At 65.6% G+C, this 12,926-nt stretch carries 9 protein-coding genes; 2 read left to right on the forward strand and 7 right to left on the reverse strand.

Annotated features, from left to right (window positions below; all coding sequences use genetic code 11):
• Positions 1–18: 18 nt before the first annotated feature.
• The gene (locus AC5Y47_RS05095) at positions 19–2,850 is read right to left on the reverse strand and encodes an MMPL/RND family transporter (protein ID WP_499942567.1); all 2,832 of its coding nucleotides are present in this window, start codon (positions 2,848–2,850) and stop codon (positions 19–21) included.
• A gap of 205 nt (positions 2,851–3,055) precedes the next feature.
• Between AC5Y47_RS05095 and AC5Y47_RS05100 the strand changes: the two genes are divergently transcribed.
• Both AC5Y47_RS05100 and AC5Y47_RS05105 read left to right on the forward strand, forming a co-directional pair.
• The gene (locus tag AC5Y47_RS05100; RefSeq protein ID WP_499942569.1) at positions 3,056–4,132 is read left to right on the forward strand and encodes a hypothetical protein; all 1,077 of its coding nucleotides are present in this window, start codon (positions 3,056–3,058) and stop codon (positions 4,130–4,132) included.
• A 347-nt stretch (positions 4,133–4,479) separates the two neighbouring features.
• Entirely contained in the window at positions 4,480–5,187 is a 708-nt protein-coding gene (locus AC5Y47_RS05105; protein ID WP_499942865.1) for a DUF4344 domain-containing metallopeptidase, read from the forward strand.
• 276 nt (positions 5,188–5,463) lie between these two features.
• Here the strand turns inward: AC5Y47_RS05105 and AC5Y47_RS05110 are convergent, their stop codons facing one another.
• From AC5Y47_RS05110 to AC5Y47_RS05135, 6 genes are read right to left on the reverse strand one after another with little or no spacing between them, the layout of a single operon-like run.
• Positions 5,464–6,765 carry a hypothetical protein gene (locus tag AC5Y47_RS05110; RefSeq protein ID WP_499942571.1) on the reverse strand — a complete coding sequence of 434 codons (1,302 nt, stop codon included), beginning with the start codon at positions 6,763–6,765 and terminating at the stop codon, positions 5,464–5,466.
• On the reverse strand, positions 6,765–7,529 hold the full coding sequence (locus AC5Y47_RS05115; protein WP_499942573.1) for an SDR family NAD(P)-dependent oxidoreductase: 765 nt from the start codon (positions 7,527–7,529) through the stop codon (positions 6,765–6,767). The genes AC5Y47_RS05110 and AC5Y47_RS05115 overlap by 1 nt, the downstream gene beginning before the upstream one ends.
• A complete protein-coding gene (locus AC5Y47_RS05120; RefSeq protein ID WP_499942867.1) occupies positions 7,526–9,868 on the reverse strand; it encodes a CaiB/BaiF CoA transferase family protein in 2,343 nt (780 codons plus the stop codon). Before AC5Y47_RS05120 ends, AC5Y47_RS05115 begins: the two co-directional genes overlap by 4 nt.
• Positions 9,869–9,873: 5 nt before the next feature.
• On the reverse strand, positions 9,874–10,842 hold the full coding sequence (locus AC5Y47_RS05125; protein WP_499942575.1) for an enoyl-CoA hydratase/isomerase family protein: 969 nt from the start codon (positions 10,840–10,842) through the stop codon (positions 9,874–9,876).
• A 36-nt stretch (positions 10,843–10,878) separates the two neighbouring features.
• Entirely contained in the window at positions 10,879–11,715 is an 837-nt protein-coding gene (locus tag AC5Y47_RS05130) for a mycofactocin-coupled SDR family oxidoreductase (RefSeq protein WP_499942577.1), read from the reverse strand.
• Positions 11,712–12,917: a cytochrome P450 gene (locus AC5Y47_RS05135; protein WP_499942579.1), complete on the reverse strand. Its 1,206-nt coding sequence runs from the start codon at positions 12,915–12,917 to the stop codon at positions 11,712–11,714. The genes AC5Y47_RS05130 and AC5Y47_RS05135 overlap by 4 nt, the downstream gene beginning before the upstream one ends.
• Between the last annotated feature and the right edge of the window lie 9 nt (positions 12,918–12,926).

Consider the following 12,926-nt stretch of genomic DNA (forward strand, 5'->3'; position numbering starts at 1 on the left):
GTTGGGACAGAAATAGTTTCACGCACCGACCGGCTCGAGTTCCTCCTCGGCGGCGACCGGTCGTCGTGGCCACCAGAGAAAGCGGTCGAGCACCACCATCATGGCCGGCAGCACGAACGCGCGCACCACCAGGGCGTTCAGCAACAGCCCGAGGCCTACCGTGACGCCGATCTGCGACACGCTCAACACACTGCTCGGGGCCAGCGCGATCATCGTGATTCCCACCACCACTCCCCCGGCGGCGACCACCCCGCCCGTCGCGGCGAACGCGCGAATGATGCTGGTGCGCAGGCCCGCCGGCAGTCCCTCGCGGATGCGCAGGGCGAACAGCAGATTCCCCCCGGATGCCATGCCGACCATCGACACGAACGCGATCGGCGGTACCGACCAGTGCAATTCGTGCTGCAGCAGGCGGTGCCAGATCAGCACGCTGGCACCGAGGGCACAGACATAGGACGTCGCGATGGTGCCCAGCACCACCAAACCGGCGATCGGACTGCGCAACAGCGCTGCGGAGATGAACAGGATCACGCCGAACGTCAGCACCGCCAGCAGAACCAGATCACCGCCGATGACGTCTTGAAGGTCGCGGGTGACCGGTCCGACGCCGGTGAGTTGGATAGCGGTGGATTTCAAAGTGCCGTCCCGGGTTGCATCGGCAACCGCAGCGGCTATCGCCCGGGCTCGTACCGCACCCTCGTCGCCCCACTCGTGCCCGTTGCCGTAGACGTACAGCCGGGTCGCATGACCGTTCGGCGAGAAGAACTCATTCAGCGCGGGACGCATGTTGGGGTCGGTCAGGATCTTCCGGGAGGCGTAGAGGTCGACGCCGGGGCTGCCCTGGGAGATGGAGACGAGGCTGTGCAGGTAGGTCGGCAGTTCTTGCGCCGACACCGGACGAGGGTGGTTCAGCACCTCCTTCACGCTCGCGGCCAGCGCCCGCGTCTGGTCCATCTGGCCGCTGAGACCCAGCAACGCACTCGGCAAACCCGGTAGACCCGACACCGCTGCCGCGTCGGCGATCTGCTTGGCGAGTTGCTCGGCGGTGTCGACGAGGTTGTTCGAGCCCTCGACGACGGCGCCCGACCACTGCACCGCCTCCTGAGCGGCCGAACACACCGGAGTCGTGCGGCAGCCGGTGATCGCGCCGACGAACCGGCGCAGCGGATCGAAGATCTCGGAGACCTCCGCGGAACGATCCCGGATCTTGGTGACGGCTTCCTGCGTCAGATGAACCGCCAGGCTGACACCACCGATCGCGTAACTACCCGCATAAGCGCCGGACTGAATCAGATCGAGTCCGTGGACCAGCTCGCCCACCGCGGCGTCGAGTTTGACGAAGGTCGTGTCCCGTGCCGCGACCAGGTCGCCGAATTCGTCGAGGCGGTCACCGACATTGCCTCCGGTCGCGGTCAAAGCGGCCTGCTTGGAGACCATTCCGCCCGGGTGACTGGCGGACTGCACCATGCGCACACCCGAGATAGCCATGACCGTGCCGGTGATCTGTTCGATGGCGGTCACGCCGGCGGGATTGCGGATGTCGTGGTCGGTCTCGATCGTGACGACGTTGGGCAGCAGTTGGTTGGGCGGGAAGTGCCGGTCGACCAGGTCGTAGCCACGTCGGGATTCGGATTTGGCCGAGGTCGCGGTGATTTCGTCCCACCCGATCGGCACACCGGGCAGACCGATGATCAGGATCAGCACCAGAATGCCGCTGGCGACCAGAATCGGCGCCGGCCAACGCGCCACCTGGATTCCGATTCGTCGCCACCGGCGCCTGAGTCGTTCTGCCTGCGGCGGTCTGATCAGGTCCGCCCGGCCGGCGAGCGCGACGATGGCCGGCGTCAGGGTCAGCGCCGACAGGCCCGTCGCGAGCACGCCGATCGCGCACAGAAATCCGGTCGTGGCGAACATGCTGATCCGGGACAGGCTGAGCCACGCCAAGGCACCCAACGGCGCGACGACCATGATTATCGAGCCCACGATCGCCGGCGCCACCGCCCGGTACGCGTCGGCCAGCGCGTCAACCGGCGGGAGATCCTGTCGTCGGCGTTCGTGGTAGCGCCCGATCAGAAAGATGGCGAAGCCGGTCCCTGCCCCGACGGCCACCGCGACACTGACCGACAGCGAGAACAACGAAATGCTGATGAGCTCCTGGGCGGCAAGATGGGACACCACCGGCTTGGCCACGGCCAGCGCGACGATGACCGACACCAGAGGCACCATCGCGGTGATCATCGACCGGTAGACGATCAGCAGCAGGACGAGCAGCACCACGACAGTCGTGGCGGTGATGACCTGCGTCTGCCGGTCGATTGCCTCGAACTCGTCCATGATGGTGGCGCCGGGTCCGCTGACGTAGACACGCAAACCGTCGGGCGGGTGCGATTGCGCGACGACCGCGCGCACCGCGTTGATCGAGTCGACGGCTTCCGAGGTGCCGATCATGCCCACCAACCGCAGGGGCGCGGTCATCACATGACGGTCCTCGCTCATTGCCGCGTCCGCCGTGACCGGTACCTGCCACCAATCCGTCACCTGCAGGACGTGCGCGGTGTCCGCGCGCAGGGCCGCCACCAGCTTGTCGTAGAACGCCCGGTCCCGGTCGTCGAGAGTTCCGTTGCGCGCCAGGATCAGGTAGTCGACGTTGTCGGTGGGCGCTTGCTCGAAGGCCGCCGCCGAACGCTGCACCGCCAACGATGTGGCGGTGCCCGACGGCATGAACGTCTGGTCCTCGTCGGCGACGACCTGCTCGAGCGGCGGAGTGAGGCTGTTGCCCGCTACCGCCAACAGCGCCCAGACACCGACGATCAGCAGCGCAAACCGATAGATAAACCGGCCGATCAGCACGTGAACCTCAGCCGCGCCGCGCCAGCGGTGTCACGCGGCGCCTCGTAGGAGTGCAACTGGTGCATCACCTTCTCATTCAAGACCGACCCCCGGACAAAGTCGGCTAATTCAACCACCACCGTAATCAGATCGACAGTGGTTTCGCGGTCGACGCAGCCGCTGTCGTCAAACCCGGGCGTATCCGGGCTCGATAGGGTCTTGCGTCATGGGTGCCGGGCAGTTCCTGTGGCGACGGGTGCTGGCCTTCGACCGACTCGGTTCCCGCATCCCGCAGCTGATCCAAGTCTGGCTGTTGGAGTTGCTCTTCGCGCTGCCGTTGATGTTCTTCATCGGAAAGGTGATCGACATCCATGGCGCTTTCGGGGTGCCCGGCACCGGTGAACGACTCGACACGGTGTTCTGGGGAGCCCTGGTCGTCGCGCTGATCTTCGGGGCGCTGTTCGTACGGTCCTTGGTCAAGCCCCGAATGGTCGAGGGATCCTGGACGCCGACGGTCCACGCCGACGTGGGGCCGGTAACCGTCTACGGCGGCAACCGGGCCTGGACGGTGACCTATCCGTTTCTGACCAGCCACCCGTCCTACGCCCTGCTGTTGCTGCTCACGGCACCGATCCCGGCCGTGATGGTCGCCGCGACTGCCAACCAGGGCGACAGCACGTTCTACTTCCGGGTCTGCGGCATCGTCGGACTCGCCATCCTCGCCGTCATGGCGCTGGCGCGCATCCTGTCCTGGTACGTCTTCCGGTTCGGGCGCCGCGACCTCGACGAGCAGCTTGCCGGAATGCCGATCTCGCAGGCCCGCCTGGGTTGGGAGATCGCGTGGAAGCCGGTGCTCGTCTTGTTGGCGATGATGTACGCGATCGTCTGTGTCCCGCTCGGCGTCATGTGGGTCAAGGAGCAACGCACCATAGCCGCCTTGCCCGTCGTCACCGTCGTCGACGCGCAGCATCCCGGCGACTACCGGCGGGTGCGGGGGACGGTGACGTCGGGTCCGATCTATTGGGCGCCGCGGGGCACCGGCCGAGGCGGCAACAACTATGCGGGCGCCGGCGTGCTGGTGCGGCTCCCGTCCGGCGGTGACGCATTGTTGCTGGCCGAGGCGTTGTCGGTGCCCGACTTCCGGGGTGTGATGGCCGACGTCCGCGGCGGGGCATTGCAGGCCACCGGGAAGGTGGTCGACGACATCACCGCCGAGCAGCGGCGATATTACGGCTTCGACGAAAGCGCCTTCCCCCAGCCGACATCCGCGGGCCGGGTGATATTGCTCCTGTCGAATCCTTGAGCCGTCCCGAAAACCGTTCTACGACCTGCTGACCGGGTTCGCCGCGCAGCGGATCTACGCCGCGAAACGCCCATCTCGCTGCGGCGTTTACCCCCGTTCTCGAAGCCGAGTGTCGTAACGTTCTCACCGGTCCCGGGCAGACCACGAGAAACGGCACCGCATCATCGAAGGGGGCCAGCGGCATGCGCAGGCCAGTCATCGTCGTCGCCGCCTGCGCCGCACTGCTGGCGGCCGGGTGCAGCGGGTCGAAGAACACCTCGCACCATTCCGACGACAGGTCGCCGGCGGCCGAATCGGCGGAGACTACGTCTATCACCGCGACCAACGAGCCCCCGGTGGCGGCCAAGATGACAATCCGCTACGAGGACGCCACCACCCCCGAGGCGCAGCGCGGCCGCCAATTGATGGTTGACGCCAAGCTGCTGGAGAGCGTCGCCGGGCACGTCAACGACACCCTGAACCTGCCGCACGACGTCGGGGCGGTGGGCAAACAATGCGGCGAGGCCAACGACTACTGGGACCCCAACCTCAACGAGATCCAACTGTGCTACGAGGACATCCAAGAGAGCGAGGCGCGATTCGCGCGATTCGAGAATCCCAATCCGGCGCTGGCTGCGGTCAACGCGACGATTTCGGGGTTCTATCACGAGCTCGGCCACGCCACCCTGGCCATCTACGAGCTGGCGTTCACCGGGCGGGAAGAGGACGTCGCCGACCAACTGTCGGCCTTTGAACTGCTGGACCCCGGCGCGGACGGAAAGCCCTACCCCAACGGGGTGCGCATCGCGACCGACACCGCGCAGGACTGGAAGCTCAGCGCCAGGGAGGCGGGCGATGCGAACGAGCTTCCCTTCTGGGACGGGCATTCGATGGACATCACCCGGATGTACAACTGGGAGTGCTGGATCTACGGGTCGGACACCACCGCCAATGCCGACATCGTCAGCTCCGGAGACCTGCCGGAAGACCGCGCCGGCAATTGCGAGGAGGAGTTCCGGAACATGTCGAAGGCGTGGCACCAGATGTTGGGGCCGCATCTGAAGAAGCCCGGCTAACAGCGTCAGCAGCGACACCAGTTGCAGCCGTGTGAGCGTGAAGCCTGGGTTTTGAGCGTGAATCCTGGGCGTTGAGGGTGAAGCCTGGGCGGGATTTTTGCCGATTTCCCCGCCCTGGGCTCACTCTGAAAGCCGTGACTTCACAATCGAATCCAACGATTCACACCGAAACCGTGCAGCGGCTGACGCGCCTCACCCCGCGGCAGGAAACACGCTGGAACTCATCACGATCCCCTCAGCGTCAGCGTAATCGCCGCGTCCTGGAGCAGCTATAGCTCAGCGCCGTGCTGATTTATCTTCGGCCAGAGCTACTTCGAGCAACTCACCAACCCGGTGCCGCTCCCACAGGTTGAGCAGATTCGACAACATCTGCAGTGGCGCGCGAACACTTTCGTCGTCCCTGATGCGCGGGTCCTTGCGACCAACGGGAACGTCCGCGCCGAATCGCTTGCCGATCAACGCCGGCACGTCCAGCAGCCAGGCGACACCCATCGCGGCCGCATAGAGCAGGGTGTGGCGGCGCAGCCTGTCCGGGTCCAGCTCCGGTCCGCCGTGACCGCGGACTTCGTTGGCGACCAGCCGCAGCAGCGCGTCGAAATGATCGTTCCACAAGTCGGTTTCGGCACCCGACATGGCTCCCCAGATGGCCATACCGAGGTTCATCTGGCCGACACAGCCCCAGTCCAGTAATCCGCAGCGCAGCACGCCGCCGGGGTCGCGCCAGAACCAGGCGTTGTCCACGTTGGCGTTCCAGTGGCATAGCGCAACGTAGTCGGAGTCGTTGGCGAGCAATCGCATTACGGCGGTCTCGTGCTCGGCGATGCGTGGCACGTCCTCGCGCAGCCGGGCCACAAACATCGGATCCGTCACGTTCGCGGGCAGCAGCCCAGGCGCGACGTCGACGAAATCAGCCAGCTGGGACAACCTGCGTTTGAGCTGGTCCGTGCTGAGCACACGGCGCTCCCCCACCGTGGCGCCCCGTACGTCCAGCGGAAAGTGTGCGGTCAGGTATGCCGGCAACCGACCGGAGCGGTGAGTTCCCGCCAGCCGGGCCAGCGCGGCCAACAGTGCTCCATAGTGTTCGGCGGGCGCGGGCATCTCGTAGTCGAGGCACTTGTGATAGTGACGCTCAATCCCGTTGCGGCCGAACTCTATCCGCTCGGTGATCAGAATCCCGGTGCCGCTCGCCCGCTGATAGTCGGCAAACAGCGCGTGCGGCACCGAGATTGGGAACGCGGGTGCGCGGGACAGCGCCGCGAACCGTACTTCCGGTTCCATCTGCGTCTTGCCGCGATCCCGAATCGGGTTGCGCAGATCACGGGAGAACTTCACGAACAGCTCGGTATGCAGCGCCGGGCCGGGGCTGGCGTATTCGACCGACAGTGCCACTTTGCGTCCGGTACTGCCGGCGTCGATCTCGTCGAATGCCGTGACGTCGGTGACGAAGTTGTCGGCCGCCAACGCACCTGACGCCCGGAATGCGTCGGTCAGGAACCGTGGGCCGCTGTCACGTAATGCGCTGGGCTCCAGGGGAATCAGCAGCCCGCTGTCGTCGCCGGGGATCCATCGGTCGTCCATCACCAGGTCTGCTCGGCCGCACGTACCAGCATGTGGTTGACCGCCACCCGACGGTCACGAGTGACCATGTACAGCACGGCATCTGCGATGTCCTCCGGAACGAGCTTGACCATATCGGCGGTTTGCCGCTCGAACGCGTCGCGGGAGGGCGGGGCCAAATGCGTGAAGATCTCGGTGTCGACGGTCCCGGGTCCCACCACCCCGACCCGGACCCGTTTGGCGATCATCTCCTGCCGGATGCCCTCGCTGAACGCGTTGACACCAAATTTCGTCAGCGAGTAGACCGCCGTGCCCGGCCGAGCCACCCAGCCCGCGGTGGAGCTGACGGTGACCAGGTCGGCCACCCCACGCGGTGAATCCGCAGCCGCCGCAACGAGATACGGCAAGGCCGCACGGGTGACGTACAGCACTCCCTGGACGTTGACCGCAACCATGTCGTCCCAGTCCCGCAGTGATGCCTCGGTCGCGGCTCCCGGCTGCATCAGGCCGGCGTTGTTCACCACGATGTCGAGCCGGCCCAGCTCGGTCACGGCGCGTTCGACGGCGGCGGCTACCTGCTCGGCATCGGTGACGTCCGCGGGCACCGGAAGTGCTGTGCCGCCGCTGGATTCGATTTCGGCCTGCAGAGCCCGCAGGCGGTCGGCCCGCCGCGCCAACAACGCCACCGCGGCGCCTTGCGCGGCCAGCGCTTTCGCCGTCGCAGCACCGATGCCGCTGCTCGCGCCCGTCACCAGTGCTGCGGTGCCGGCCAGTTTTGCCGTCATGTTCGGGCATCCGATCGTGGTTCGGTGCGCACGATCTCGCGCAGCACATATTCGGTGTCCTCGCCCAGGTTCGGTGCGCCGCGCGTGATCTGCGCCGGGTCACGGGCCATCCGCCAGGACGGTCCCACGATCGGGCGCTGACCCTCGCGATGATCGCTGACGAACCGGTACAGCTCGCGGTCCCAGAGCCGTGGGTCGCTGATCACATCCAACGAGGTGGCGCTCTTGCACGCCGCGACACCCGCTTGGCGCAGCCGCCCGCTGAGTTCGGCGGCTTCGTGGTGTCGGGTAAGCAGCGCGATTTCGGCATCCAGCTTCTGCGCGTGCCGGAGCCGATCGCCCGACGTCGCGTAGCGCGTCTCGGTTGCCAGCAGCGGCGCATCGAGCACCCGGCAAAACCGTTGCCATTCGGCGTCATCGGCTATGGCCACACTGATCCACGTGTCGTCCGCGCACGGGTAGCAACCGTGCGGGCACATGTCGGGGTTGGTGTTGCCGACGGGTCCGAGCGGCTTTCCGGTGAGGCTCTGTTCGAGCAGGCTGTCCCCGATCATCGAGGACAGCGTCTCGACCGCCGATACGTCGACGAATTGACCGGTGCCGGTGAGTTCGCGATACAGCAAGGCCACCACGGCCGCATAGGCCGCGGCCGCACCGACCGTGGAGTCGCCGTAGCGCATGCTCATCCCGAGCGGCGGACCACCCGGGTAACCCACCAGCGCGGCGAGCCCGGCCAACGCGGCGAAACACGGCGCATACCCGGTCTGATGCGCTTGCGGACCGTCGTTGCCCCACATTTTGATCGATACCGCGATGATGTCCGCATTGATCGCCGCGAGATCCTGATAACCGAGACCCTGGCGCTCCATAGCTCCAGGGCGCAGGTTGTTGATCACGATGTCGCTCTGCGCGATCAGCTCATGCAGGCGCGCCCGTCCGTCCGGCGTCTTGATGTCGAGGTCGACGCTGCGGATCTCGGGGTTGATGCTCAGGAAGTAGGGTGCGTGGTCGATGTCGGTCCCCCCGTAGGCGCGCATCTCCTCGGGACTGCTCGCGGTCTCGACCTTGATCACTTCGGCACCCAACAGCGCCAGCAACTTTCCCGCGTATGGGCCGGCCCACACCTTGGTCAGCTCGACGACCCGCACCCCTTGCAGTGGTCCGCCGCGCTCCGTGCCAGGCCGGGCGGGCCGCGACCGCGGCGCCGGTCCGACGCGGCGATCGGGGCGGTGCAGGATCTGATCGGTGTGCTGCCCGAGAGTTGGTGCGGCGGAGACGAGTCCGGCAGGAGAGGCACTCAGCGCATACGGGACGCCAGGATAGGATCCGGTGCCCAGCACCGGGTGCCGCAGCGTTCGGAAGAAGCCGCGGTGCCGGTACTGAGCGGATCGACGCAGGTCCTCGGCGTCGTTGACCGGGACCAGCGGAACCCCCAGCCGCTGTGCGCGTTCGGCAGCGGACTCCTTGTCCAGGTTGCGAACCCATGCGGCGAATCCACGCTGGAAAGTGTCGACCTTCGCGGCCGTCACCGAGAACTCCAACCAGTCGTCGTCGAACTCGTCCAACCAAACCGGGTGGTCCAGCAACGCTTTGATGCCCAGCCAGTGCGCGCGGTTGGTCACGTACAGATAGACGAAGCCGTCCGCGCACGCGAAGAATGACGCCGGGCCCCGCTGGTCGTAATCGCCGCGGCCACCGGTGGCGGGATCCTCTCCGGCGAGGAACCGACCGACAATGCAGTCGGCTCGCGACACCAGCACGGCCTGTGCGGAGATGTCGATGGACTCACCCTGGCCGCGTCGCAGCCGTCGCAGCAGTGCGGACACGACGCACAATGCCGCGTCGAGCCCGGCCTCATAGTCGGCGAGAAATCGGCCGGGACCCTGCAGCGGCCGCGCGCCGCGGTCGGCGTGACTCGGGGTGTGGTAGCCCCAACCGCTGGCGTGGAACACGTTGACACTCTTGGCGTTCTCGAACTCTCCCACGCCGAACGGCGTGATCGAACAGCACACCATGGCTGGGTGCCGGGCAGCGAAGTCCGCGGCGCTCGCGCTCAGCACGACGTCCGCTCCGCCGATCAACCGCTCCAGGCGGTGCATACCCGCGGAATCGGTGACGTCCAGCTCCACCGAGTACTTGTTGGTGTTCAGGTAGCCGAACAGCGCACTGCCGTCGCGTGTTTCGGCGACGACCGGTGACATGACCCGGGTGCGGCTGCCAACCCCCGGCGCTTCGATCTTGACGACCTCGGCGCCGAAGTCCGACAACAACTTTCCGCAGTACTCGACCGCCACCGAGTCGTCCAACTCGACGACGACGATGCCGGTCAAGGCCGACACGGCGATCAGGGCTTCTGACGACCCGATCGGCTCAACCGCCACTCCGGGGGAAAGTTCATGTCGTTGTCTTTGACCACATTGTTCAAACCCTTCTCGAAGGTGCCGGCGGTCAGGTCGACCTCTTGCGCATCGTTGGCGATCATCGGCAGCATTCCTTCCACCATGCCGGTGAGCAGGCTGCCGAAGTATTCACCCTTGTGCTGCTTGTAGAGCTCCAGGAAAGTCTTCTGCACCGCGACGGTGTCGGTCGGGCGGGAGCGCGAACAGGCGAGCGCGTATTTCTCGGTCTCGGCTTCCAGCTTGTCGCGGGGCACCACGCTGTTGACGAATCCGCAGTCGTACATCTCCTTGGCGCTGAACGGCCTTCCGGTGAACAGCATTTCGGAGAACTTGCGCAGCCCCATGGTTTCGGCCCACCACCACAACCGCGGACCCCAGCCCACGTAGCGGAAGGCGGGGTGACCGAAAAGCGCGTCGTCCGAGGAGATCACCAGGTCGGCATCGCCGGCCTGGTAGAAGTGCCACCCGTAGCAGTAACCCTTCGCTTCGATGATGCTGATCTTGCGTAGTTCTTGAAGCGGGCGGTTTCCGGCTCGTGCCTTGGCGTAGAAGTCGGTGACGGTGGACAGGTACCGGTACGACCCGCCCGGTGGGTATTTGACATCATCGTCGTTGATCGCGAGTTCGTGCAGCAACGGCATACCCGGGTTCTCGAGCATCCCGCGCTGTTCGGGCAAATCCCCCCCACTGCCGAAATCCTCGCCCTCACCCCGGATCACCACCACCTTGACGTCGTCGTCCACGTTGCATTTGTGGATCAGGTCGGCGTAGTTCTGCCGCATGCCCAAGGTGGTGGAGTTCTGGGCGTCGGGACGGTCGAAGGTGATGTAGGCGATCCGGTTCTTCACATCCTTTTCGAACTTGATGTACTGCTCGGCTTCCTTCTTCATCTCTTCGTAGTCGTATTCGGGCATGGGTTCTCCAGTTCTGTTGCGGGGTTGAGTCAGGGATTACTTGAGCAGTGCGCCCGCGTCGACGGGCAGCGAAACACCGGTGATGTACCGGGATTCGTCTGAGGCCAGGAACAGCACCGCGTTACTGATGTCGACGGCCTCCACCCACGGCACCGGCAGCGTGTGCGTCATCTGGGAGAACGGCGCGAAGTCCTCGGGTCCGGGATTTTCCAGGTCCGGCCGAAACAGCCGAAACGTCACCTCGTTCATCGTCATCGGGGTGTTGACCTGGCTGGGGTGCACCGAGTTCACCCGGATCATGTGCTGACCCAGTTCGACGGCGAAGCTGCGCATCAGACCCATCACACCGTGCTTGGCGGCGATGTAGTGGCCGGTGTAGGCAAGCGCCTTGTGCGACCCGACCGAGCCGGTCAACACGATGGAGCCGCCCCGCTTGCCGGCGATGATATGTGGCACACCGGCTTTCACGGTTTTCCAGACGCCGGAGAGGTTGACGTCGATCATGTCCTGCCAGACGTCCTCGCCGATCTTGTGCAGCTTGTTGCCGAAGGTGCCGATGCCTGCGTTGGCCACGACGACGTCGAGCCTGCCGAGTTGCTCTACCCCACCGTCCACCGCCGCCTTGAGGGCGTCGTAGTCGCGGACGTCGACCTGGGCGGTCACGATGCGCCGGTCGAGTGCCCTTACCAGGTCGGCCGTCTCGGCGAGATCGTCCGGCGTGGCATGAGGGTAGGCGAGATTCTCGATGGGTCCGCAGATGTCGACCGCGATGATGTCGGCGCCTTCCTGGGCCAGGCGCACCGCGTGACTGCGGCCCTGGCCGCGCGCGGCGCCGCTGATGAGCGCCACCTTCCCTTCGACCCGACCGGTCATCGAGACACCTGCGCCGGCATCGATTCCCAGCCTCGCACCGTCGACGTCGGGCTGAGATGCGCGTTCGTGAGATCGACCTCCCACTCGGGGAAGCGTTTCAGGATTTCTTCCAAAGCAATACGTCCTTCCAGGCGAGCCAGGGCCGATCCCAGGCAGAAGTGGGTGCCGACGCTGAAGGTGAGGTGCGGACGAGCGGGGCGGTGAATGTTGAATTCGTCGGCGTCAGGCCCGAATTGGCGCAGATCCCGACATGCGGCGCCGATCAGCATCATCATCACCGCGCCCTCCGGCACCGTCTGTCCGTGCCAGGTGACGTCTCGGGTCACGTACCGCGAAACATGCGGAGCGGGCGGCTCGTAACGAAGCAACTCCTCGATCGCCTGCGGGATCAGTCCGGGATCCTGGGCCAGCTCGCGACGCTGGTCGGGATGCTCGGCCAATACCTTGCCCGCCCAACCGATCAGCCGGGTCGTCGTCTCGTTGCCCGCTCCGGCGACCACATTGAGATAGACCAGGATTTCGTCTCGCGTCAGGTGCCGCGTGGTGCCGGATTCGTCGACGAACTCGACGTTGAGCAGTTCGGTCATGATGTCGTCGGACGGATTGTCTGCGCGCCAGTCGATATAGGCCGCGAACTGCTCCCCCACCGACACGCCCTGTTCGGCAGCCCGCATCGGTTGGCCTGCTTCGGTGCGCAGCTGGGCGTTGCCCCGGTCGCGGATGTATTCCTGATCGTTCTCGGGAATCCCCAACAGCGCGCTGATCACCTTCATCGGCATCTGAGCCCCAAGGTCGGTGACGAAGTCGAACTGACCGGTGCCGATACAGGGATCGAGGCACTGCGCGCAGAAGTCACGGATCATCGGCTCGAGTGCACTGATCTTGCGCGGGGTGAACATGCGCGACAACAGCTTGCGGTGTACGTCGTGAACCGGCGGATCCTCGAAAATCAGTAATCCCGACGGGATGTCGAGGTTGGCCTTGATCAGCTCCAAGATCGCACCGCGCGCGGAACTGAAAGTGGCGTGGTCGACGAGCGCCTTGTTCACATCGGCGAACCGGCTCAGCGCAAAGAAGTCGAACTGCGCGTTGTAGTAGAGCGGCGCCTCTTCCCGCAGCCGCGCGAACATGGGGTACGGATCGGCGATCAGGCCGACGTCGTAGGGGTCGAAGCGGACCTGGCTGTCGGTGCTTGTCGTCACGAAAGCTCT

The sequence above is a fragment of the Mycobacterium sp. NGS22 genome (assembly GCF_059813095.1).